Annotated in this window: 17 protein-coding genes; 12 read left to right on the top strand and 5 right to left on the bottom strand. The window is 69.0% G+C overall.

Annotated elements, in window-relative coordinates; all coding sequences use genetic code 11:
• Positions 1 to 465 precede the first annotated feature (465 nt).
• From PXJ20_RS31665 to PXJ20_RS31645, 5 genes are all read right to left on the bottom strand, one after another.
• Positions 466 to 3,162, bottom strand: a complete 2,697-nt coding sequence (locus PXJ20_RS31665) for a glycosyl hydrolase 2 galactose-binding domain-containing protein (RefSeq protein WP_421029401.1) — start codon at positions 3,160 to 3,162, stop codon at positions 466 to 468.
• A gap of 107 nt (positions 3,163 to 3,269) precedes the next feature.
• Positions 3,270 to 4,247 (bottom strand): DUF1839 family protein, encoded by a 978-nt coding sequence (locus tag PXJ20_RS31660; RefSeq protein WP_017776614.1) that lies wholly within the window; start codon positions 4,245 to 4,247, stop codon positions 3,270 to 3,272.
• 59 nt (positions 4,248 to 4,306) lie between these two features.
• Positions 4,307 to 5,368 (bottom strand): amino acid--[acyl-carrier-protein] ligase, encoded by a 1,062-nt coding sequence (locus PXJ20_RS31655; protein WP_421029400.1) that lies wholly within the window; start codon positions 5,366 to 5,368, stop codon positions 4,307 to 4,309.
• A gap of 1 nt (position 5,369) precedes the next feature.
• Entirely contained in the window at positions 5,370 to 6,683 is a 1,314-nt protein-coding gene (locus tag PXJ20_RS31650) for an acyl-CoA dehydrogenase family protein (protein WP_421029399.1), read from the bottom strand.
• Entirely contained in the window at positions 6,680 to 6,931 is a 252-nt protein-coding gene (locus PXJ20_RS31645) for an acyl carrier protein (protein WP_017776617.1), read from the bottom strand. The genes PXJ20_RS31650 and PXJ20_RS31645 overlap by 4 nt, the downstream gene beginning before the upstream one ends.
• A 333-nt stretch (positions 6,932 to 7,264) precedes the next feature.
• Between PXJ20_RS31645 and PXJ20_RS31640 the strand changes: the two genes are divergently transcribed.
• The 12 genes from PXJ20_RS31640 to PXJ20_RS31585 all read left to right on the top strand — a co-directional run bounded on the left by PXJ20_RS31640 (position 7,265) and on the right by PXJ20_RS31585 (position 24,054).
• Positions 7,265 to 7,795: a GNAT family N-acetyltransferase gene (locus tag PXJ20_RS31640; RefSeq protein ID WP_017776618.1), complete on the top strand. Its 531-nt coding sequence runs from the start codon at positions 7,265 to 7,267 to the stop codon at positions 7,793 to 7,795.
• Positions 7,792 to 9,570 (top strand): hypothetical protein, encoded by a 1,779-nt coding sequence (locus PXJ20_RS31635; protein ID WP_421029398.1) that lies wholly within the window; start codon positions 7,792 to 7,794, stop codon positions 9,568 to 9,570. Before PXJ20_RS31640 ends, PXJ20_RS31635 begins: the two co-directional genes overlap by 4 nt.
• 11 nt (positions 9,571 to 9,581) lie before the next feature.
• Positions 9,582 to 10,856: a glycosyltransferase family 4 protein gene (locus tag PXJ20_RS31630; RefSeq protein WP_413213888.1), complete on the top strand. Its 1,275-nt coding sequence runs from the start codon at positions 9,582 to 9,584 to the stop codon at positions 10,854 to 10,856.
• Positions 10,853 to 12,007, top strand: a complete 1,155-nt coding sequence (locus tag PXJ20_RS31625) for a glycosyltransferase family 4 protein (protein WP_421029397.1) — start codon at positions 10,853 to 10,855, stop codon at positions 12,005 to 12,007. Before PXJ20_RS31630 ends, PXJ20_RS31625 begins: the two co-directional genes overlap by 4 nt.
• Before the next feature lie 12 nt (positions 12,008 to 12,019).
• On the top strand, positions 12,020 to 14,425 hold the full coding sequence (locus PXJ20_RS31620; RefSeq protein ID WP_421029396.1) for a hypothetical protein: 2,406 nt from the start codon (positions 12,020 to 12,022) through the stop codon (positions 14,423 to 14,425).
• Positions 14,422 to 15,642: a glycosyltransferase gene (locus tag PXJ20_RS31615; RefSeq protein ID WP_421029395.1), complete on the top strand. Its 1,221-nt coding sequence runs from the start codon at positions 14,422 to 14,424 to the stop codon at positions 15,640 to 15,642. The genes PXJ20_RS31620 and PXJ20_RS31615 overlap by 4 nt, the downstream gene beginning before the upstream one ends.
• A 182-nt stretch (positions 15,643 to 15,824) precedes the next feature.
• A complete protein-coding gene (locus tag PXJ20_RS31610) occupies positions 15,825 to 16,835 on the top strand; it encodes a glycosyltransferase family 2 protein (protein ID WP_421029394.1) in 1,011 nt (336 codons plus the stop codon).
• A gap of 184 nt (positions 16,836 to 17,019) precedes the next feature.
• Positions 17,020 to 18,210 carry a glycosyltransferase family 4 protein gene (locus tag PXJ20_RS31605; RefSeq protein ID WP_421029393.1) on the top strand — a complete coding sequence of 397 codons (1,191 nt, stop codon included), beginning with the start codon at positions 17,020 to 17,022 and terminating at the stop codon, positions 18,208 to 18,210.
• Positions 18,211 to 18,507: 297 nt separating this feature from the next.
• On the top strand, positions 18,508 to 19,998 hold the full coding sequence (locus PXJ20_RS31600; RefSeq protein ID WP_421029392.1) for a flippase: 1,491 nt from the start codon (positions 18,508 to 18,510) through the stop codon (positions 19,996 to 19,998).
• The gene (locus PXJ20_RS31595) at positions 19,995 to 21,104 is read left to right on the top strand and encodes a glycosyltransferase (protein ID WP_421029391.1); all 1,110 of its coding nucleotides are present in this window, start codon (positions 19,995 to 19,997) and stop codon (positions 21,102 to 21,104) included. Before PXJ20_RS31600 ends, PXJ20_RS31595 begins: the two co-directional genes overlap by 4 nt.
• Positions 21,105 to 21,406: 302 nt before the next feature.
• Entirely contained in the window at positions 21,407 to 23,242 is a 1,836-nt protein-coding gene (locus PXJ20_RS31590; RefSeq protein ID WP_421029390.1) for an alpha/beta fold hydrolase, read from the top strand.
• Positions 23,239 to 24,054 carry a class I SAM-dependent methyltransferase gene (locus PXJ20_RS31585; protein WP_421029389.1) on the top strand — a complete coding sequence of 272 codons (816 nt, stop codon included), beginning with the start codon at positions 23,239 to 23,241 and terminating at the stop codon, positions 24,052 to 24,054. The genes PXJ20_RS31590 and PXJ20_RS31585 overlap by 4 nt, the downstream gene beginning before the upstream one ends.
• The last annotated feature ends 55 nt before the right edge of the window (positions 24,055 to 24,109 follow it).

Below are 24,109 nucleotides of genomic sequence, written 5' to 3'. Positions count from 1 at the left end.
TATGCACCGTGTTGCGGACCACATTTAGCGAAGACCGTGCCAGACACGTCAGACCATGGCTTGATGCGGCGCAGCGACATAGGGAGACCCACCCTGCGAGGCGGACTGCGGCAAAGCGTGCGTTTTTGTTTCAAATCTGCACAACGCCGCAGGGCTGGAAACTCTTAAGTAGCTGGTTTATTCCGCGCACATCAACCCGTTGATAAATAGGCTTTTTTTGTTTTTGATCAAAGATGGCGGCGCGCGCCTGGCACGCCGCAAACACGCGCTGGATGCGTCTCGCCCGTGCACGGTTCGCGCGAACCGAAATGATTCAGTTGTGTTCTATGGGTTGCGTGGGCTCCCGCACGGAACGGCTTTTTGACAGTTCCATGTCATTAGCCTGACGCAGACGCGCGCGATGCAAGCCTCGCGTATCGCAAGGCTTGATGCGCTTCTTGAGAGGGTTGGGCGTGGCCGGAGGGTTCAGCCGTAGAAAACAGGCGTGGGCGCGTTGATGGCGCGCACCTCGCCCGCGGGCGCCGTGGCTGTATCTTTCGTGCACAACGGCGTGGGTGAGGTGGAATCGATGCTCGCGCAAGCGCTGAGAGCAACCAGGTCGACCACGCGCCGGCTGCCCGGCGCCAGGTGGAACCAGTCGCACGCGGCGCGGTAGTGTGCGTCCGTCACGTGGACGAAGCGTGCGAAGCGCTGCGTTTCGATCACGAGCTGCCAGCCGTCGGGACCCTGCACGGGCGTGACGGTGAGGCCCGGGTCGTAGCGCGGCGCGGGCGAGCGGTCGGGCAGATGGAACGCTTCGGCCAGCACCGCGCCGCTTGCGGCATCGGTGAGCGTGGCGATGGTGACGTCGTGCGAAGGCGGCCCGAAGCGGTAGGCGTGGGTGAAGTCGAAGAACTGGCCGAGGCATGCCGCGGCTTCCACGCGCAGCGTGCCGCGCGCGGGAACGTCGAGCATCTGCTCGCCTGCGGCGACGCGCACGCTGCCGTCGCGCAGACACACCAGCGCGAGCCGCGCGTGCAGCGGCCGCTCCGTTTCGTTGACGACGTGCAGGTCCAGACCGTTGAGGCCTTCGTCCGTGATGGCGATCTGCACCGGGCGCAGGGCTGCCGCGAGTGCGTGCCACGCGCTCTTGGGGCGGCCCGTCGAATCGATCACGCCCCAGCCCGCGCCCGGCTGCAGGTCCTGGAACTGCCACACCAGCGCGCCGCCGCAGGGCGAGCCGTGACGGCGCCATTCGGCGAACACGTCCGTCATGAGTTCCGCCACCACGGCGCGCGAGAGTTCGAGATAGCGCGCGGCGTCCTCATAGCGCAGCCGTGCGGGATCGACGCCATAGAGCGTGCGCAGGTAGTGCTCGCGCACGTCGTCGAAGTCCCAGCCCGCGCCTGCATCGCGTGGTACCGCGGCCTTCCAGCGCGCGTCGTAGGGCTGCATGCCGCCCGCTGCGTGAAGCGTGGCGTCGTCGGGCACGTTGGCGAAGGCGAGGCATTCGGCGGCGAAGCGCACGTGTGCGCGCCGCACGTCGTCGAGCGGGCGCTGATACGCGCCCACGCCGTAGTAATGGGTGATGCCCGTGCGCGTCGAGAACGGCCAGGTGCCGCCCGTCGGCGAGTTGGGCACGTAGGGCACGTCTGGCCGCAGCGCGGCCGCGAGCGCAGGCAGATGCTCCGTGAACAGAGCCTGTTCGCGCATCGCAGGCGGCAGGCCGAACATCGCGGCCTGCTGGTCCACTTCGCTGCCGCCGCACAGCACGGCGAGCGACGCGAAGCGCTGCGTGCGTTCGAGGAACTGCGTGGCCTCGCGCTGCACGGAGGCGAGAAAGGCGTCGTCGCGCGGGTAATCGAAGTTGGCGAACGCGAAGTCCTGCCAGATCAGGATGCCGTGCTCGTCGGCAAGGCGATAGAACGCATCGGATTCGTAGACCATCGTGCCGCCCACGCGCAGCATGTTCATGCCGGCGTCGCGCGCGAGCGCGAACGCGTGCGCGAGTTGCGCCGGCGTGCCCGCGAGCGTGGCGAGGTCGGCGCTCGTCCAGCACGCGCCGCGGCAGAACACCGGCGTGCCGTTCACGCGCAAGGCGAAGCCTTCGCTGTCGGCGCCACGGTCCACCTCGATGGCGCGAAAGCCCACATGGCCCAGCGCGATGGGCATTCCGTCCAGATGCAGCGTGACCTCGTGAAGCGCGGGCTTGCCGTGTGTATGCGGCCACCAGCGTTCGACGCCCGGCACGCGCAGCGTGCCTTCCAGCGTGTGCGGGTCGCGCCAGGCGAGCGCGGTCTGTGCACCGGCGCAGGCGAGCGTCGCCTCGCTCGAGACGGGCTGCGGCTTCACGAAGGTCAGCGTGAGCGCGAGCACGCCGTCGTCACCTGCGAGGCTCGGCGCGAGTTGCACGGTATCGAAGGCGCGCGGTGTGGCGGCGAGACGTTCAATGGGCCGCCACGGGCCGACTGCCTGCACGCTCGGACACCAGCCGGGCATGTGGCCCAGCAGCGTGGTCCGTACGTTGCGCAAGGTGGCGGGCGAGACGAGCCGCGGCCGCCAGCGCGCGCGTGTACGGCGCGCGTCGAGCAGCGGCGTCAAGGCGCGAAAGCAGAGTGCGAGCGTGGCGTGGCCGTCGAGCGTCACGTCGAGATCGTGGCGCTCGAACATCGAATCCGAGGTGAGCAGGAGCGCGCCGTCGAGCCAGACCTCGGTGAGCGTGGCCAGGCCGTGCAGGCGCAGGCGTTCCGTGCCGTGGCCGGTGAGCGTGAGGCGATACCAGTGGTCGTCGAAGGCGAAGGGAGGCGGTGTGGGGCTATGAAGCGGGTTGTGAAGCGGGCTATGAAGCGAGCCATGGGTCCGGCTATGAAGCGCGGCGACGCCGAAGACGGCACCCAGGGTTGCATCGAGCCGGCCCGCCGCGCGCCAGGCGCTTGCCACGGTGCCGGGCACGGGCGCGTCGAGCCAGCCGTCGTGCGGCAGGTCGGCAGGCGTGGCGCAGGCGCCCGCCGGCGTGCTCACGCATTGCCAGCCTTCGCTGAGCGGGACAGGCCAGACGCAGAGGTCCGGTGCTTCGGGCGTCACTCGATGAGCCGCGGCCACAGCGCCCGCGCGAGGCGTTTCGCCTGCTTCAGCCGCTGTCCGCGCGCTTGCATCCATCGCCACCTCAATCGCCACATCCATCGCCCCCTCAATCGCCACATCAACCGCATGCGCCGCGGCCTCGTCGCCGCATCCTGCGGCCTCAGGCGAAGACGGCCTGGACGGCAATGCGGGCCGCACCGTCGTCCTCACAGCACATGCGCGGCGAGCGTCGTGACGGTCTTCTCGTACGCGCTTTCCAGCACGTCGAAGCAGTCGTCGCACAGGTCGCGGCGCCCGCGGGTGATGGCGCGCACGAGGCGGAACTGCATCACCATCGCTTCGGACGCGATGCTCTGCGCCGACACCGCGATCTCGGGCGGCAGGTCCACGCCCTGGGCGCCCAGCCATTGCAGGTACTTCGAGAGGAATTCGAAGTTCGCGCCCAGCTGCCGCATCAGGTTGAACGAGTACGGATGGAAGAACGCTTCGCCGCGCGCGAGCAGCAGGTCCATGTGCTGCGGGAACACGGCGCGCCATGCGGTGACCGGGTTCGAGAGCGGGCGCCGCTCGAGGTGCGCGCAGAGCAGCTCCGCGGAGGCATCCACGAGTTCCGCGCCCTGCAGCGCGGGCCGCACCTGTTTTGCGAACTCCACGTAGGGAAACAGCACGTCGGGCTGATTCTCGAAACGCGGCAGCTTGCGGAAGATGCCGTCGTAGTCCTCGCCGTCCAGGTGGTGGTAGCCCGTGTTGTGGAAGTAGCCGAGCCGCTGTTCCGCGGGCGAGATGAAGTCGACGCCGATGGTCGTCTTCGGATGCTCGCGCCGGTACGAGGTGGCGCGCGTGTTGGGCAGGTAATAGCCGTCCACTTCGACGAGCACCGTGTGGCCGCGCTGCGTCTGCGCGAACACGCGGTCTTCGAGCGAGTCGTAGATGGCCAATTCCTGTACCTGCGTGCCGTAGAGCAGGTCGAGGTCTTCCAGCGGAAACTTGAAGAACGTGAACTGGTCGCCTTCGAAGTCCTGCGTCACCGTGAAGGCGAGCGCCGCGCGCGGGTCGAGCCCGTAGCCGTGCAGCAGCTCGATCCACAGATCCACGTAGCAGTTCGTCTCCTGCCACACGCGCTCGCCCTGGTGCAGCGCGTGCGCCGTATGCACGCGCGGCGGCCTGGCCTGGGCCGGCCACATGGCGGGCGCTTCGCCGGCTGCCAGGTGGACGGTTTTCCTCACGGTGGTCAGTGGCGGATTCATGCCGTGCCTCCCCGGTTCGCGTCGAGTGCGTCTTCCACCACGCGCTGCGTGTCGCCCCACAGCAGCGCGCGCACGTCCGCGGGCCAGGCCTTCACGTCGAGGCCGTGGTGGCGGAACAGGGCGAGCGTGATGCGTTCCATGCCGAAGCCCACGCAGCCCGTGTGGGCTACGGACCCGTCGGCGCATTGCAGTTTCCAGATCACGCCGAAGTGGTCCATGTGGTAGTTGAACGAGAGACACGCGGTCTTGCTCTCGGGGTTCGCCACCGGAATCAGCAGTTCGAACTTGAGCGCCTGCTGGCGCTGGCTGTCCGCGATGATCTTGCCGCCGCGGCCGAAGAACGGGTCGTTGGCAAGATCCACGTCCACCGGCAGCGCAAGCAGCGAAACGAGCAGCGAGCCGCGCTCGATCCACATCTGCCGGAACGCCATCACTTCGTCGGGGGAGCCCAGCCGCACGTACTCGCGCTGGCGGAACATCTGCATGCGCGCGGGGTCGAGCGACGGCTCGTGGCGAAAGCAGTACGAGAGCACGTCGATGGTCGCGCCGCCCTGCGGCAGCGGGCCGCGCCGCGAGATCACGGGGTACACCGGGTAGCACGCGGCGGGCGTCATCACCACGCGCGTGGGCTGCTGCTGCTCCATCCAGGCGGGGTCGCGGTCGTCGTCGCGCTCGGCCATCGCGTCGTCGAGGCAGCGCAAGAGGCGCTGGTGGCCCGCGTCGCTGCCGCAGAACGAGTGGATGGTGCCCGCGAGGTTCGGGAAGCTCTTCAGGTACTCGCTGTCTTCGAAGTCGGTGCGGCGCATGGCGGGTGGAAAGCGCAGCACTTCAGGGTTCTGGTCCGCGCCCAGATGCGTGATGGCGACGTTGAGGCGGTCCACCACGTCTTCGAACACCTGGCTGCGGCCGTAGAGCCCGTTTTCGCCCGTGTCGATCAGGATGCCCTTTGCCAGCAGTTCGTCGCGGAAGGTGGGTGCCGCGCCGGCGTCGGTCTTTGCCGCAGCAGGTTCGGTTGAATCCACGGCAGCCAGTTGGGCCGCTTCAGTCATCGTGTTCATCTCAGGCCCTCCCGGGCGCGGCCGGCCGCTGCGCGAGCAGCAGATTGGCCGTGTTCTGGGCGATACGGTCGTTGTTGATCATCAGCGGCGCGGAATGCAGGTCGCGCAGATGACGGCCCACGCTGTACTCCGTGCCGTTCTTGTAGCCGGCAAGGCCGCAGATCATGAGCACTTCCTGTACCACCTGGAGCGCCGTGGCCGAGATGCTGGTCTTGAGCGTGTTCATGTCGGAGGCGAAACCGAGCATGGCCGCGAGCGGCGCGTCGAACTGGCATTGGTCGCCCGCGCGCTGGCGTGCCGCATGCGCGGCGCGGTCGGCGTCGAGCGCCACCGCGAGGCGCGCCTGCATCATCTGCAACAGACCCACGGCCTGCGCCAGACGCAGCCCCGCGGGCGGCACCGAGCCCGGCTTCGCGCGCGCCTGCGCGCGGAAGAAGGCCTTCGCGCGGTTCACGGCGTCGGTGGCTACACCCGTCCATACCGACGACCACAGCATGTGCGAGATGGGCAGCATGGTCTGGTCGGAGATGTCGGCGAACGGCGTGGGCAGGATCTGCGCCGCGGTGCCGTGCGAGACGATGCGAAACGGCTCCGTGCAGGTGCCGCGCATGCCGAGCGAGTCCCACGTGCCGCGCTTTTCGAGCGTCGTGTTGGACGGCAGCGTGACGATCAGCACCTGGTCGGAGGCAGCCGCTTCGGCGTTGCGGCGTGCCGTCATGAGGACGCTGTCGGCGTAAGCGCCGTACGAGACCGCGGTGGCGAGCTTCTCGATGCGCAGGGCCGCGTTCGCGTCGTCGCCGTCCAGTTCCACGGCGCAGGCGCTCGTGCGCGTGTTGCCGCCGATGGTCTCTTCGGACGTGGCCGAGGCGAGCAGCCATTGCTTGTCGGCCAGCTGCGCAAGGAAGTCGCGATGCCAGGCGGAGCCGTGCCGATGCTCGTCGATGCAGGCCACCTGGATCTGGTGCATGGCGTAGATCATGCCGGTGGACGCGCAGGCTTCGGCGAGGATGCCGCAGATGGTCGCGATGTCCGCCACAGGCAGGCCCATGCCGCCCAGCTCCGGCGCGAGCATGGCCGACAGCAGCCGTTCGCGGCGCAGCGCGTCGAAGGCTTCGTGCGGAAAGCGCGCGTCGCGGTCCACCGCGTCGGCATGTTGCGCCGCAACCTGGGCCGCGCGGCGCGCGGCGGCGCGCCAGCCCGGTTCCGTTTCCACGGCGGCGAGCGGGGCGGCCGATGCGCCGGCCGCGTCCTGTGCGTCTTGCGCCGCTTCGTTCGCGCCGGGCGCGGCGGGGGTATGGAGGAGCGGGGCGTTCATGCTGCCGCCTTTGCCTGTTGCAGCTCGGTCACGGCCGCGGCAAGCGAATCGATGCTGGAGAACAGGCGCCGCGTGAGCATCCGGTCCGGAATCTCGATGCCGAACTCGTCTTCGATGGCAAGCATCAGATGCACGGTCGCAAGCGAGGAAAGGCCGGCTGCGTACAGATCGGCGTCGTCGGCGAGCGTATCCGGTGAAACAGACAGGCGAGCCGACTCGGAAAGAATTCGTCGCAGTACGTTTTTCATGTAAGAGGCCCTCACGTTTTGGTCATGTCGATCGTCGCAGCCTGTGTGCCTGCGGCGCACGCGTTTGGTATGCATGTCCGGCGAGAGAGCCGGCAGTGCGTATTTAACGGACCGCGATCAGGGGCGGTCGGTGCGATTCCGCACGGAAACCGCATAGCTACGTCACGTAACGTGTCCCCATACAACGAAGCGGGCCGCACAGAAGGCGCGGGACTTCGAGAAACGCGGCGTGAATGGGGCGACAACGCGGCGAAAAGCCGCTACGCACACCGCGACGAAGCGTGCGCAAAGCACGCGGCCCGGGACGAAAACGAATAGCCGAGGAAAGACCAGATGAACTGGAAGACGCTTGAGTTCGAGCAGCTCACGGCGCGCGAGATGTATTTGATCCTGCGCGCGAGGAGTGCGGTGTTCGTCGTCGAACAGTCGCACGTATGCCTCGATCCCGATGGACACGACGAAGCGGCGCTGCACGTATTCGGCGCCGAGGACATCACGCGGCCCATGCCGATCGTCGCCTATGCGCGGGTGAAACCGGGCGACGCGGAAGACCCCGATATCGTGATCGACAAGGTGCTCACGAGCCCGTCGCGGCGCGGCGACGGCACCGCCGAGCAGTTGATCGAACGCGTGCTGAACGCCATTGCGCAGCGCTGGCCGGGCCGCGTGGTGCGCGTGAGCGCGCCGCTCGGACTGCGGCAGTTTTACGAACAGTTCGGGTTCCGAAAAACCGAAGGGCCGTTTCTCGAATACGGCGTGCCGTTCATCGGTCTCACGCGCAGCTCGCGCGCGGCGCAGGCGGTCGTGAATGGGACGCGCCGAGAGCGCAGCGGTTTCACGCTCGGCAGCATCTTCGAGCTGTGAGTACCGCCATGGCGCCCATGCCGGGTCCGGGCCCCGGCTTGCGGCCGGTATTGCAGCCCGCCGGGGGGCCGCTTTCCGGCTTGTCCGCAGGCGCGCGTGCGGGCGAGCCGGAGGGCGCCCGACCGCAGGCGAGCGCTACGAGCCCGGCCGGCGCAGCCCGCGCCGTATCACACACCGCGCGCACCGCGCGCGAGCGGCATCCGCTGCGCCTGCCGCTCGCGCTATTCGGCATCACGCTGCTGCTCATCGTGCTGCACCAGGGGCGGCTCGTCGAACTCGTCTATCCGGTTGGCGCGTTCGCCATCGCGTTGCGCTTCTACCGGCGCTCGCCGGCCCACTACCTGGGCTTCGTGTGCTGGCTGTTCTTCCTCTCGCCCGAAGTGCGGCGCCTTGCCGACTTCGTGAACGGTTCGTTCAATCCGAAGAGCCCCGTGATGATTGCGCCGATGCTGGCTGTCGCGCTCTCGGGCTTCTCGCTGCTCTCGAACCTGCGTGTGCTTGGCGAGCGCCGCGCCATGCCGCTCGTGCTCGTGGTGCTCGGGCTCTTCTACGCCTACATCGTGGGCGTGGTGAGGGCCGGACCCGCCGCGGCCACCTTCACGGTGGTCAACTGGGCGTTCCCGGTGCTCGTCGCGTTTCGTCTGCTCGTGACGTGGCGCGACTATCCGCTCTATCGCGATGTGCTGCTCAAGACCTTCACGTGGGGCGGCTTTGCCATTGGCCTCTACGGCGTGATCCAGTTCATCTCGCCGCCGCCGTGGGACGCGTTCTGGTTGCTCGCCTCGCAGATGGAGTCCGAAGGGCACCCCGTGCCGTTCGGCATGCGCGTGTCGAGCACGATGAATTCGTCGGGGCCCTACGCGCAGACCATCATGTCGATCCTGCTGATGTCGCTCGCCGCACGCGGCCGGCTGAAGGTGGCCACGGCGCTCGTGGGCGTGCCGTCGCTGATGTTCACGGCGGTGCGCAGCGCGTGGGGCGGCTTTGCGCTCGGGCTCGTCTATCCGCTTGCGATGCTCGACGGCAAAAGCCGGCTGCGTCTCGTGGGCGCGTTGCTCGGCTTCGCGCTGCTCGGCGCGCCCGCGTTGATGATCGACGAAATCTCGGCGCCGATCATGCAGCGTTTCGACTCCATGCAGAACCTCGGCGAAGACAACAGCTACCGCATTCGCGCGGAGTTCTACCGCAGCTTTCTGTCCGTCGCGCTCACCGACATTTCAGGGCAAGGGCTGGGCACCACGGGTCTGGGCACCAAGCTGGCCGCCGACGACAACGACGGCACCCAGGCCAACGTGGTGTTCGACAGCGGCCTCATGGAAGTGCCCTACGTGATGGGCTGGCCCGGCACGCTGCTCTATGTGACGGGCGTGGTGATGCTGCTGTGGCGCGCATTCTGGGCGAGTCTTGCGCGCGGGCGCGACCGCTTCGCGATTTCGGCGGTGGGCGTGGCGCTCGCGATGCTCGGCATGATGGTGTTCGTCAACACGCTCACGGGCTTGCCGGGGTTGTTCTTCTTCGTCGGCGTGCTGCTGCCCGCCATTGCGCAGCGCCATGCGCGCGAAATGCAGTGGCTGCGGCGACGCCGCGCGCTGGCCGCTGCGTGCAGTGGCGCAGGGACGGCGCCGCCGGAGGCTCGCGCGGGCACCGCCGTTGCCGTGCCCACGAGCGCGGCGCGCCCGGGCGCAATGGGAGCCTTGCGTGCCGATGCGAGCGGCGGCCGGCCCGGCGTTTTCCGTGGCGGCCCCGGACCGCTCAACCCGAGGGGGCAACCATGAGCGGGCCGCCGATGCGCATTCTCATCGTCACGCATGTGGTCACGAAAAACGACGGCCAGGGGCGCGTCAACTACGAGATCGCGCGCGCCGCGCTGGAAGCGGGCCACGAGGTCACGCTGCTGGCTTCCGCAGCGGACAGCGTGCTCGCGGCGCATCCGCGTGCGTGCTTCGTGAAGATCGCGCCCTCGAAGCTGCCTTCGCGCCTCGTGCAATACCAGCTCTTCGCGTGGCGCACGGCGATGTGGATCGCCGCGCATCGCGACGCGTTCGACGTGATCCACGTGAACGGCTTCATCACGTGGGCGCGTGCGCACGTGAACGCCGTGCACTTCGTTCACGACGGCTGGTACCGCTGCGGCTTCTATCCGTTTCGTGCCACGCGCGGCGCCTATCACGCGTATCAGGTGCTCTATACGCGGCTCAACGCCTGGTGCGAACGCTGGGCGTTCCGGCGTGCCGAGGCCATCGTGCCGGTCTCCGAGAAAGTCGCGCAGGAGGTGGCCGCGCTCGGCATTGCCGACGCGCGGCTGCACGTGATCCACAACGGCGTGGACTTCGACGAATTCGCGCCAGGCGAAAGCGAGCGCGAACGCTTCGGCTTGCCGCGCGAGCCGTTCATGGCGCTGTTCGCGGGCGACCTGCGCATGTCGCGCAAGAACCTGGATACGGTGCTGCGCGCGCTGCGGGAGACGCCGCCGCACGTGCATCTGGCGGTGGCCGGCATTCTGCGCAACAGCCCGTATCCGGCGCTTGCGCGCTCGCTCGGCGTGGCCGACCGCGTGCATTTTCTCGATCTGGTGAAAGACATGCCGGCGCTCATGCGTTCCGTCGATGCCTTCGTGTTTCCCTCGCGCTACGAGCCCCTCGGGCTCGTGCTGCTCGAAGCAATGGCCGCGGCGCTGCCCGTCGTGACCGCGCGCACCGCGGGCGGCGCGGAGATGATCGAGGCTGGCGCGCCGGGTAACGCGAAAGACGAAGAGAAGGGCGAAGGGAAGGACGACGGGATGGACAACGCATGCCGCATGGAAGGCGCGCCGTACGCCGAGCCCGCCGCCGGCATCGTGCTCGACGATCCCGACGACGCCGCCGCGCTCGCCGCCGCGCTCGCGCGGCTTGCGTCGGACCGCGTGGCCGCGCGGCAAATGGGCGAGGCCGCCCGGCAGCGTGCTGCCTCGCTCGGCTGGCCGCGCATGGCCGAACGTTACCTCGCGCTCTACGAAGAGGTGCGCGCGCACGCGCCCCACGCGGCGCGCGCGCAGCATGCCATCGCGGCGGCGCGGCCATGACGGGGCCCATCGATTCGTTGCAGATCGGCATGCACTGGTTCGGCGAGCGGCCGGGCGGGCTCGACCGCATGTTCATGTCGCTTGTCGAGGCGCTGCCCGGCGAGGGCGTGAACGTGCGCGGGCTCGTGGCGGGCAGCGGCGCGGTGCGCGAAGCGTCGGCGGGGCGGGTGGAAGCGTTCGCCGACGCCCACGCGCCGCTCGGCGTGCGGCTCTGGCGCGCGCGCAGGCACTCGCGGCGGCTCGTGGGCACGAAGCGGCCCGACGTGGTGGCCACCCATTTCGCGCTCTACGCGGCGCCGCTGGCGGGCGTGTTCGGCGGCGTGCCGCGCGTCGTGCATTTTCATGGACCGTGGGCCGACGAGTCGTTTCCCGAAGGCGGGGGCGGACTGTCGATCGCGGCGCGCCGGGCGCTGGAGCGCTTCGTCTATCGCAGCGGCACGCGGCACATCGTGCTTTCGCGCGCGTTCGGCGACATTCTCGAGCGCACCTATGGCGTGCGGGACGAATCTATTCGCGTGGTGCCGGGCTGCGTGGACGTGGATCGTTTCGATATCGCCACCACGAAGGCCGAGGCGCGTGAGCGGCTCGGCGTGGCCAACGACCGTCCGCTCGTGTTCTGCGTGCGGCGGCTCGTGACGCGCATGGGGCTGGAAAACCTGATCGACGCCATGTTCTTCGTGCGCCAGGCCGTGCCCGACGTGCTGCTCGTGATCGCGGGCAAAGGGCCGCTTGCCGAGCAGCTGCAGGGGCGTATCGAGGCGCGCGGCCTCGCGTCCGCGGTGCATCTCGCGGGTTTCGTCGAGGACGCCGCACTGCCGCTCTGGTATCGCGCCGCGGACCTTTCGGTGGTGCCCACGGTGTCGCTCGAAGGCTTCGGACTCACAACGATCGAATCGCTCGCCGCGGGCACGCCCGTGCTCGTCACGCCCGTGGGCGGATTGCCCGAGGCCGTGGCGCCGCTCTCGCCGGACCTCGTGCTGCCCGCGGGCGGCTTTCACGCGATTGCCTCCGGCGTGGCCGACGCGCTGCGCGGCCGCCTCGCGCTGCCCGACGCCGACGCGTGCCTTGCCTACGCGCGGGGCCGCTTCGATCTGCCCGTGGTCGCGCGCGGCGTGGCGCGCGTCTATCGCGAAGCAATCGAGGCGCACTGAAGCACGCGGGCGATGAAACGCGTCGCTTTCTGCGCGCTGCTCCGGGCCGTGCTTCGCGCGGCCGCCCTTGCTGCGACCTTCGCTGCTGCCTTTGCTGCCGCCTTTGCCGTCTTCGCTGGTACCTCTGTCGTCGCCTCTGCCGCCGCCCCTGCTGCCGCTGTTTCCACCGCTTTTTCCGCTGAACCGCCGCTCTCGTACCGCACCTCGTGGGTGGGCAACACATGGGGATTCGGCGATGGCCGCTGGGTGCAGTCCGACGTGCAGGCGCTCGCCGTCGCGCCGAACGGCGATCTCTTCACCAACGCGCCTTGGGACGAGGGCGGCGGCGAGATAGGCCATTACCGCGACGGCGCGCTGCTGGGCTACGGCGGCGGCTCGCACGGCTGGGGCATGCTGGGCGGCGACGCCATCGCGGTGAACGACGACTACGTGTTCGCCGCGCAGATCGTGGTGAGCATCGGCAACGCGATGGCGACCGAAAAACATCTGCCGCGCCAAGGCATGCGCTGGTTCGGCGTCTCGCGGCGCAGCCGCGCGGACGTGCGCCGCGGCGTGCCGTTCGCCGGCGAAGCCGACTGGCCCGGCAGCGGACTCGCGTTTCGCGTGATCTCGCAAGCGCCGGAGCCGAAAGACGACGCCATCCGCGGGCTTGCCGCCGACAACACGCGCCTCTTCGTTTCGAATCTGCACGACAACCGCATCGACATCTTCGATGCGCAGACCATGCAGCCCGTCGGCGGTTTTTCCGTGCCTGAGCCTGGCCGCCTTGCGCTCGCGAAGGACGGGACTTTGTGGGTGATCGAGCGCAGCCGCACAGACAGCGCAAAACGCGTCGTCCACCATGCACGCGAGGGCACCGTGCTCGGCACGCTCGCGCTGCCGCGCGGCACGGTGCCGGTGGACCTCGCCGTGGATGCGCGCGGGCGGCTCCTTGTCGCGGACAACGGTGTGCGCCAGCAGGTGCTGATCTTCGCGCCAGCCGCAAGCGGCGGCGCGCCCACGCACAAGAACAACGCGGCGGCCGCGGATGGCCGCATCACGAATCAAGAGGCTTCCATGCAACTGTCGGGGACGTTGGGCGTCGCGGGCGGCATCTATGCCGGCAGGGCGGGCACGCCCGGGCCGCAGCGTTTCAACGGCCTCACGGCAGTGGCCGCGGACGCGACGGGCAACGTCTACGTGGCGATGAACGGCACGGGCCCGCGCGGTTTCGCAGGCGGCCCGGGCGACACCGAAGGCGCGGTGATAGAAGGCTACGCACCCGACGGCACGCGCCGCTTCAGCGTGCAGGGGCTGCTTTTCGTGGACGGCGCGCAGTTTGTCGAAGGCACGCCGCCCTCGGTCTATACGGGCAGCAAGCGCTTTGCGCTCGACCTCTCGCGTGGAAGCGGCGCGGAGTGGTCGTATGCGGGCTTCACGGCGGACCGCTTCCGCTATCCCTACGACCCGTTTCTGCATCTCGGCCAGGGCATGCGCGGGCTGCCGCTCGTGCGCGACGTGCGCGGGCACCGGTTGCTCTACACGACGGACATGACCTCGTCGTTCCTGCGCGTCTACCGCTTCGAAGCGGGCAGCGAGACCGCGATTCCGTCGGGACTCTTTTCGCCTTCGCATATCGACAAGCCGTGGCCGCCGAACCAGCCCCCAAGCGGCGAATGGATCTGGCGCGACACCGCAGGCAAGGGGCGTTTCGCCGTGACGGACTTCGATCAGCCGCAGTGGGGCCAGGGCGCGCCGCGCGTCACGGCCTGGTGGGTGGACGACGCGGGCAACGTCTGGCAAGGGCTGGGCGCAGCGGGTATCCGGCGCTTTGCGCTCGTCGGCTTCGATGCCGTTGGCAATCCTGTCTATCGCTACAGTGCGGTCAGCGTGTGGCCGCTGCCGGCGCCGTTCACGCGCATTGCGCGCGTCGCGTATTTCCCCGCCGACGACACGCTCTATCTCTCGGGCTCCACGCCCGCGCATCCGTTCCTCGAATACAACTGGAACGGCACGGGCTCGCGGCTCGCGCGCTACGACCACTGGCTGCGCGGCAAGCCGGTGCTGCGCTATGCCATCGATCTGCCCGACCGCGGGCCGCCCGACCCGGCTTCGATGAACGGCTGGACCGTGGCGGGCGATTACCTCTTCACCGTGGAGACGCACGCGGGCGTGGTGCACGTGCGCGAGCGCGACACCGGCCGCGAAGTGGGACGCCTCACACCTGGGCCCGAAGTGGGCGAGCGAAGCGGAATCGTCGACGTGCCGATGCCCGTTACGGCCCACCGCATCGAGTCGGGGCCGTATGCCGGCGAGTACCTCGTGTTCGTCGAGGAAGACAGCCACGGCAAGGTGCTCATGTATCGCTTCAGGCCGCCGGCATTGCCATCTGATTCTGCCCGCGCGGCGCGTGCCGCGCTTCATCCGGGGTCGCCATGAAAATCGTCCATCTCGCCAATCATGCGCAGAACGTGGGCAACGGCATCGTCAACATGATGGTGGACCTTGCGTGCATGCAGGCGCGCGCGGGCCACGAGGTGACGGTGGCCACCTCGGGCGGCGGCTTCGAGCCGCTCTTCGCGCGCTATGGCGTGCGTCACGTCGAGCTTCGGCAATCGAAGACACCCTGGCGCGTGCCGGCCATGCTCGCGGGCATGCGGCGGCTCGTGGCGCAGACGCAGCCCGACGTCGTGCATGCGCACATGATGACGGGCGCGCTGATGGCGCGGCTTTGCACGGCGCGGCGCCGCTTTGCGCTCGTGACCACGGTGCACAACGAGTTTCAGAAGAGCGCGACGGTGATGGGCGTGGGCGACTGCGTGGTGGCTGTGAGCGACGCGGTGGCCGCATCGATGGCGGCGCGCGGCATACCGGCCGCGAAGCTCGCGGTGGTGCGTAACGGTACGATCGGCACGCCGCGGTTTGCTGTTGATAGCGGTGGCTGCGGGGAGGTGGCGGAGGGCGATTCGAGCGCGGAGGCGGAGCCCGCTAGTGCGTTGCCGGCGGTCATGCGGCCGAGCATCGTCACCGTAGCGGGCATGTACGAGCGCAAAGGCATTGCCGATCTGCTGCGTGCGTTCGCGATGCTGTGCGGGCAGACGCATCGGGCGGTGCAGCCCACGTTGTATCTCGTCGGCGATGGTCCCGATCGCGCTCGCATGGAAGCGCTGGCGCAAGCGCTGGGCGTGGCGGACCGCGCGCACTTCACGGGCTTCATGGCGAACCCGCGCGCGTGGCTCGCGCAGGCCGACGTGTTCGTGCTCGCCTCGCATCGCGAGCCCGGTGGCCTCGTGCTCTCCGAGGCGCGCGAAGCGGGCTGCGCCATCGTCGCGACGAACGTGGACGGCAACCCAGAAATGCTGGACCGCGGCGAAGCGGGGCGGCTCGTGCCGGCGTCGGACCCAGCGGCGCTGGCCGCTGCGATTGGCGGCCTCATCGACGATACGGCTGCGCGACATGCCCTGGCTGCGCGGGCGCGCGAACACCTCGACGTGTTCAGCGTGACGCGCGTGTGCACCGATTACCTCGCGCTCTACGAACGCACGCTCGAAGCGCGACGCGCCGGCCGCGCACGCGGTGCGGGGGCGCGAGCGACGGCGGCAGCGGCGGACGGCGCCGCGCGAGGCACGGCGTCGGCGCGTGGAGTGGTGCGATGAACGCGCGGAATCTGTTGAGCGAGTCGAGTGCGCCGAGTGTGTCGAGTGTGTCGAATGCGCCGACCCCTTCGTGGCCCGAGACCGGCCCGTGTGCCGCGCAGAGCGGATCGGATGCAACAGACGCTGTGCCCGATGGCGCCGGTGCGGTCTCCGTCCCGGGCACCCAGCGCAACGAGTGCACCGTGAGCACCGAGAGCACCGGCAGCAACACCGGAAGCCGCGGCCCTTTCGCGGCTCGCAACGTGTTCTCCGAGATCCGCTTCGCCGTCTGCATCACGACGATGAACCGCACGGCGACGCTCGACGCGTGTCTTGCGAACCTCGCGCGCTGCGTGCCGCCGCCCGCGTGGGTGGTGGTCAGCGACGACTCGCCGGCGCCCGACACGCGCGCGGCGAACGCTGCCGTGGTGGCGCGCTATCCGGGCGTGACGTGGCTCGCCGGCCCGCGCCGCGGCGTATGCGCGAATCGCAACAACGCGGTCATGCAGTGCCTCGCGCAGGCGCCGCAATGCACGCACGTTTCGTTCATCGACGACGACGTGCAGCCCGCGCCCGACTTCTTCGCCGTGGCGAAGACATGGCTCACGGCGCTGCCTGCTGCACGGCGCACGCAGACGGTGCTCACGGGTGGACCGTCCGCCACGTCGGCGGATTTCGCCGAGGCGTGCGCCGGCCACGCGACTTCATGTTCCGCCGTGCGCCTTTCGTTCGCCGGTTATTTCACGGCATCGGAGCGGCCCGAGTGCGTGAACATCCACGCCGCTGTGTTTCCGCTCGCGCTCTTTCGCACCGAACGCTGGGACGAAAACATCTACTTCGGCAGCGAGGACGCAGAACTCTCGCTCAGGGCCGTGAAGCGCGGCTATCCGATCGAACTCGTGCCCGCGCTGCGGTCGCGCGACACCCAGGCCGGCAAGGGCGTGCTCGCCACGCCCGCGGACGATGCGCCCCGCGCGCTCTCGCGCTACGAACTCTGCTGCGAGGCGGCGCGGCTCTACATCGGCGTGAAGCGCTACCGCAGCATCGAGCCCGATGCGCTCAAGCTCGCAGCCTTCGCGTCGTACTGGCTCGCGCATATGACGGTGTATCTCGCGCGGCGTGGCGCGTTGCGCTCGCTGCCCGAGATCGTGCGGCGCTCCAACGTGTGGCGCGCGTGGCGGCGGTCGGTGCCCGCCTGTGCGCGTTGCGGCTAGCGGGGCGCGACAGGCGCACGGGGCGAACAGGACGAACGGCGGGCATAGCGCACACGGCAAACCAAAACGCAGAAAACCCCGAGAACCCAGAAAACCAATACGCAGAAAACCTACGCACCGCAAAAAGCGAACATCAAACAAGCGCACGAGCGCGCGATCCGATTCACTCCACCACTGCGAACCCATGAACATCCTGTTCACGATCCACCACACCCTGAGCCGCAGCGCCGGCGCGCCCGGCGTCACCGTGAAGCTTGCCGAGGCGCTGCGTCAGCGCGGCCATGATGTGCGCATCTTTTCGCACGACGACGTGAAAGGGGTGACAGGCATGTTGCGCACGATGCTCTTCCCCTGGTTCGTGCTCGGGCACGTGCTGATGCACCCGGAGTACGACGTGCTCGATATGTCCTCCGGCGACGGCTGGCTCATCAACTTCGCGCGCCGTGCGTTCGGCTGGCGTCCCAAGCAGTTGTCCGTCACGCGCAGTCACGGCATGGAGCCGGTCGTGCACGAACTCTTTCTGGAACGCTGCCGCAACGGCGAGGAAGACCGCTCGTGGCGCTATCCCCTTTATCACGGCGGCTTGCGGCTCTGGGAGTGCACGAAGTCGTTCGCCTGGGCCGATGTCGCGATGCTGCTCAACGATACGGAATGCGAATTTGCCGTAACGAAGCTCGGCTTTCCGGGCGACCACGTGGTGCAGATCGACAACGGCATCGACGAGACCTTTGCCTCGGTGGCGCGCGCAGCGCTGAGCGCTCAGAGCGAGCCGGCGCACACGCAGGAACACAGCATCGAGCCGATGCCCGCTGCGCCCACGAAGCTCGCCTTCATGGGCCGCGCGAACTACTGGAAGGGGATCGAGACGATGGCGAAGGCGGTGCCCGCGCTCTTTGCGCGCAATCCGCAGCTCACGCTCACGCTGTTCGGCACGGGCGAGGGCGCCGAGGCGACGCTCGCGCGCTTTCCCGAGTCGATTCGCGAACGCATCACCGCAGTGCCCGCATTCGACAACGCGCAGTTGCCTGCGCTGCTCGCGTCGCATCACATCCTGATGTTTCCCTCGATGTACGAAGGCTTTCCGCTTTCGCCGCTCGAAGCCATGGCGTGCGGACTCGTGCCGGTGGGCTCGAACATCGGCGGATTGCGTGCGTTCCTGCGGCACGGCGACAACGGCCTCATCGTGCCGCCCGGTCATGCGGAGGCGCTGGCGAGCGCGGTGCAGTCGCTCGTCGACGATCCCGCGTACTGGGCGCGTCTGCAACGCCGTGCACGGGAAACGTCGCTCGACTATGCGTGGGAGAAGGTCGCGCATCGCTTCGAGCGGCTCTATGCGGCGCGCCGGCAGCGGCGGCTGGATACGGTGGCCGCGTGAAGGGTGGAGCTTCGCGGGGCTTCGTTGGGCCGAGCCGGGGGCTTCGTGGGGCCGCTTCGTTGGACTGTTTCGTTGGACTGTTTCGTCGGCGCACGAAGCGCTGGAAATGGGCGCTCGGGCCTGTTGCTGCGCGACGTGCCGTAAGCCTTCTCGAAGCCGCCTGAAAGCATACGGGGCCGCCTGAAACCGCAGCAAGTCCGAGGTGCCCGCCAGCGTGGCGCAGACCACAGACTCGAAGCGTTTGTGCCGTGCAGTATCGGCTCTGACATTCGGTTCTGGTTCCCATTGGCATTGGTCATGAAAGACGCCCCCAAGGCTCCGGGCTTCGCCCGCAACGCGCTGTTCAATCTGCTCGGCAGCGTGCTGCCGCTCGCGGTGGCGCTCGTCACGGTGCCCATCTATCTGCACCGTATCGGCGATGCGCGTTACGGCGTGCTCGTCACCGTGTGGATGTTGCAGGGCTATTTCGGCTTCTTCGATCTGGGGCTTACGCGCGCCACGTCGAACCAGGTTGCGCGCATGGGCGACGCGCCGCATGCGGAGCGCGAGTCGCTGTTGTGGACTGCGGTCGTGCTCAACGCGGCGTTCGGCGTGCTGGGTGGATTCGTGCTCTACGGCGTAGCGGGGCTCGCGCTCGGGCACGTGTTTCACATGGACGCATCGATTCGCGCCGAGGTGATTCCCGCGCTGCCGTTCATCGCCTGCGCGGTGCCGATGGCCACGCTCACCGGCGTGTTCTCCGGCGCGCTCGAAGGCATCGAACGGTTCGGGCCGCTCAACGCGGTGCAGTTCGTCGGCATGCTGCTCTACCAGACGCTGCCGCTCGCCGCGGCGCTGCTGTTCGGCCCGCAACTGGAGCACCTGATTCTGGCCGCGATGGTGGGCAGCACGCTCACGCTGCTGCTGCTCGCCGCGACCGTTGCGCGCGTGTTTCCGCTGCGCGGCGCGGGCGGTCCCGCGCGCCGCCACGTGCGGCCGCTCTTCGGCTTCGGCATGTGGGTGACGCTCACGAATCTCGTGAGCCCGCTGCTGGAAGCCGCGGACCGCTTTCTGATCGGCAGCGTCATCAGTGCCAACGCGGTGGCGTACTACACGGTGCCGTTCAATCTCGCCACGCGGCTGCGGCTCATTCCGGCCGTGCTGTGCCGCACGCTGTTTCCGCGCCTTTCCGCGCTCGCCACGGAACATTCGAGCGCGCTTGCCGAACGCGCGATCACGGGGCTCGCCGCGCTCATCACGCCCGTCGTGGTCGTGGGCATGCTCGCGATGCAGCCGTTCCTGCGGCTCTGGGTGGGCGCGGCGTTCGCCGCGCATGCGTCGCTCGTGGGCGAAGTGCTGCTCGCGGGCGTGTGGATCAACAGCCTCGCGCACGTCGCGTTCGACAAGCTCCAGGCACAGGGACGCCCCGACGTGGTCGCGCGCCTGCACGTGGTGGAACTGGTGCCGTTCATCGCGCTGCTGTGGGGCGCGATGCACGCCTTCGGTCTGGTGGGCGCGGCGTTCGCTTGGAGCGTGCGATGCGCGGTCGACGGCGTCGTGCTGATGTGGCTGGCGGGCTATCGCGGCGCGTTCTGGCGCCGGCTCGTGGCGCCGGTGCTTACGCTCGTCGCCACTTTCGCGCTGATCGCCGCGGGCGGCTGGCCCACGTGGACCGCGACACCGGCGGCGTTGCTGCTCGTGGCGGTGGCCTGCGTCTGGGCATGGCGCACGGAACCGCTCATCGCGGACGGCGTGCGGCGCTTCGCGACGCGCCTCTCGAGGCGCACGGCGCTCAGGAGGACCTCATGACGCGAGACACGAAAACAGCAGGCCGGGCTCGCAGGCTGCCCGCCATTTCGATTGCGCTCGCCACCTGCAACGGCGCGCGTTATCTGCCGGAGCAACTGGCGAGCCTCGTGTCGCAGCGCTGGCTGCCGTACGAACTCGTGGTCACCGACGACGGCTCCACAGACGGCACACCCGAACTCGTCGAGATCTTCGCGCAGCACGCGCCGTTTCCCGTGCGGCTGTATCGCAATGCGGCGCGCCTCGGTTATGCCGAGAACTTTCTGCTGGCGGCCTCGCATTGCCGCGGCGACTGGATCGCCTTCTGCGACCAGGACGACGTGTGGCGTGCAGACAAGCTTGAACGCATGGCCGCCGCGGCGGCGGAACCGGGCGTGACGCTCGTGGCGCACCGCGTATGCACGGTCGACCAGAACCTGCAGCCGATCGCGGGCGACACGCTGCACACGTGGGTGCGCAAGCGCGGATCGGGGCCGGGAAGGGTGGCGCCGTTCGGCTTCTTCGCGGGCATGAAGATCTGCTTCGACGCGGCGCTGCTGCCGCTGCTGCTCGAACGTCCGCGGCTGCCGAATTTTCCGGGCGAGCACACCGAGGTGGCGCACGACGAGTGGGCGTCGCTGCTCGGTGACGTGACGGGCACGGTGCGCGTGGTGGAGGCGCCGCTCGTCGCGTATCGGCAGCATGGCAAGAACGCGTGCGGCGCGCCGCAGGCGGGGCTGCGTCACGCGCGTGCCCGGGTGGCTGCGAGCGGGGCAGCGGCGTACCGCGAACGCGCGGCGATTGCCGCGCAGTATCGCGACGGCCTCGCGCACCTGGCGCAGCGCACACCGACGCGCTTCGCGCCGCAACTGCTCGATGCGTCGCGGCGTTACGAAGCGGTGAGCGAGTATCTGCTCGCGCGCGCGGCGCTCTACGAATCGCGCGGCGCGTGGCGGCTCACGGCACAGTTCGTTTCGATGTGCGTGCATTGGCGGTATCGGTACAACCCGTTGCGGCCGGGCGTGCAGGCGTGCGTGAAAGACCTCGTGCGGGTGGCGCGCGCGTGGCTGCGCAGGCGGCCGGCGCCCACGGTGCCCGTGGCCGGCACCGCAGATGGACCGCGCGGATGAGGTGTGCGGATGAGGTGCGCGGATGAAGTGAAACGGGGGCTGCGTGTGGTTTCGGGGGCCTTGTGCGGTTGTGCGGGCCGTGGGGTAGGCCGTTGTGCGGGTCTTTAGCCCGCCGCGAGGCAAGGCCCCTAAATGGACCCTTAAGCAGCCCCTAAGCAACCCCTCAGCGAGCCTTTATGCGGTTTTTGCAGGCGCACAACGTCCTCCGGGAGTGTGTGCGCACCCGAACAGAATGTGCGAGAAGCACGTTGCTTAAATGACCGTCGACCGGTAAGCCGGGCCGGCGCAAAGGGATGGATTCCATGAGACCTGTCGTGTTCGATGGCTGCTTCGGCTGGCTCCATGAGGCGGATGGGGAACGCGGCGTCGTACTCTGCAACCCGTTCGGCTACGACGCGCTGTGCACCCATCGCGGCTGGCGCGCGCTCGCGGAGGGCATCGCGGCGGCGGGCATGCCGGTGCTGCGCTTCGATTACCCCGGCGCGGGCGATTCGGACGGCGCCGAGGACGACCCCGAGCGCCTCGCCGCCTGGCTGGGCAGTATCGAAGCGGCCATGGCGCGGCTGCGCGAATGGACCGGCGTGAAGCAGGTGTCGCTCGTCGGCTTGCGGCTGGGTGCGACGCTCGCCGCGCTCGCCGCACAACGCAATGTCGGCAGCGTCGATTCGCTGGTGCTGCTCGCGCCCGCGGTGCTCGGGCGCAACTACGTGCGCGAACTGCGCGCTCACCGGCAGAGCTGGCTCAGCACGCCGGCGGGCATGAACGCGGACCCCATCGCGAACCCCGACGCCTATGTGGAGGCGTTCGGCTTCGGCATCCACGGCGAGGACATTGCGCGCCTTGCAGCCGTCGACCTGTGCAAGGACACCCACGCGCCGGCCGCGCGCGTGCTGCTGCTCGATTCGAGCAACCGCACGCGTACCGAAGCGCTGGCCGCCCATTACGCCGCGCACGGCGTGGAGGTGCAGCACGGCCCGCTCGACGAACTCGACCGCTTTCTCGTGGAAGCGCTGTACAGCGAAGCACCCGCGAGCGCCTTCGAACGCGTGACGACGTGGCTCGCGGCAGGCGCGTGTGAGCGTTCCACTGCTGCGCCGGCAGGTGGGCAAAGCGTGGCTGCATCGAACGACGAAGCTCCGGCCCTGCGCCTGGCCGGCACGCGCGCCACGGAGCGCCCGGTCGTGTTCGGCGCGTACTTCGGCATCTACTGCGAGCCCGACGTGCCGCGCGCAGGCGCGCCCGCCATGCTGTTTCTCAACACCGGCGCGAGTCACCACATCGGCGACGGCCGCATCTTCGTGCTGTTCGCGCGGCGGCTCGCGGCGCTCGGCATCGCGTCGCTGCGCATGGATCTGGGTGGCATCGGCGATGCCACGCCCGTTGCGCCCGAGGTCACGCTCGACACCATCTACTCCGACGACGCCTGTCGCGACGCCGCGGCAGGCGCCGACTGGCTCGTCGCGCACGGGCACCGTCGCGTGGCCGTATTCGGCGTGTGCGGCGGCGCCTTTGCCGGTCTGCACGCGAGTGCACGGCATGCCGCCGTGGAGGGCGCGTTCTGCGTGAACCTGCAGAAGTTCATCTGGGACGGCGACGCGCGCGCGCCCGGGGCGCATCAGTTCGCGTCCTCGAAGGTGTACTGGCGCGCCGCGCTCAACCCCGAGAAGTGGGCACGCGCCCTGCGTGGGCAGAGCCATCCGCTGCGGATCGCCCGCGTGGTGGCCGCGCGGCTCGCGCGGCGCGGCTGGCTTACGGCGGCGGGCTGGATCGAGCGCTGCACCGGCCGGGCGCTCGCGGCCAACGAGGCGCGCGACCTCGTGCGCGCGATTCATCGCAAGGGCGTGCGCCTGCGGCTCGTATATGGCGATTACGACGTGGGGCTCGACGAAGCGCGCATCCAGTTCGGCACGCGGCTCGCCGCGCTGCACTGTCACGAAGGCGTGCGCGCGGCGACGCTGCCGAAGCTCGACCATGCGTTGTTTACACGGCCCGCGCGCGAGGCCGTGATGGCCGATGCCGAGCGCTGGCTGTTTACGGAGCTGATTCAGGCTGCGCCCCACACGGGCGGCCAGTCAGCGCGACCTGCGGCGGCGCGCGCGAGCGCCACGCCGCCGTACCTCGATGGAGCCAGGCTGTGAACCCGACTTCCGACCTTGACCGCATCAACCAGAGCGCGTGGAATTCCCACGACGCCGAGCGCGAGTTCACGCTCGAAAAGACATGGACCGACGCCGGCGAAGCGGCCGCGTTCGCGTGGATCACGCCGCGCTGCGCGGGCACGCCGCTGCTCGACATCGGCGTGGGCGCGGGCCGCACGATCCCGCTCATGCGCGCCATCTCCATGGACTACACGGGCATCGACTACACGGAGAAGCTGCTCGAACTCGCGCGCGGCCGCCATCCCGGCGTGGACCTGCGCCACATGGACGCGCGCGACATGCACACGCTGCCCTCGGATCACTACGGGCTCGTGGAATTCAGCTGGAACGGCATCGACTGCGTGGACTACGAAGACCGCATGCGCATTCTGCGCGAGATGTTTCGCGTGACGCGTCCCGGCGGCTACGTGCTGGTCTCGTCGCACAACCGCGATGGCCCGGGCTACGGCGAGACGCCGCTCAAGCTGCTGCCGCGCTTCACGCCGAACCCGGTGCGACTCGGCTGGCGCGTGCTGCGCTCGCTCGTCAGGCTGCCGGTCGCGACCGCCAACTACCTGCGGCACATGAACCTGAACCGTGACTATCCGGGCTATTCAGTCCGCGCGGCGGCGGCGCACTACTTCGGCATTGTGATCATCTACACGACGGTGGCGGAGCAGCGGCGGCAACTGACGGAAACGGGCTTCGTGAACGACGCGGCGTTCGGCAGCGATCAGGGCGACCGCATTGCCGACGACGCAGGCACGAGCAACGCCTGGTGGGTGCATTACGTGGCGCATAAGCCCGCATGAGCGGACATGAGCGGCTCATAGGCCGTTGGCGAAATGAAGCATCGCTAAAGATCGC

Origin of the sequence: Paraburkholderia sp. A1RI_3L, from assembly GCF_048957895.1 — a bacterium.
GTDB classification, from domain to species: Bacteria; Pseudomonadota; Gammaproteobacteria; order Burkholderiales; family Burkholderiaceae; genus Paraburkholderia; species Paraburkholderia kururiensis.
The sequence above is the reverse complement of the archived record's forward strand: the minus strand, read 5'-3'. Positions and strand labels throughout refer to the sequence as shown.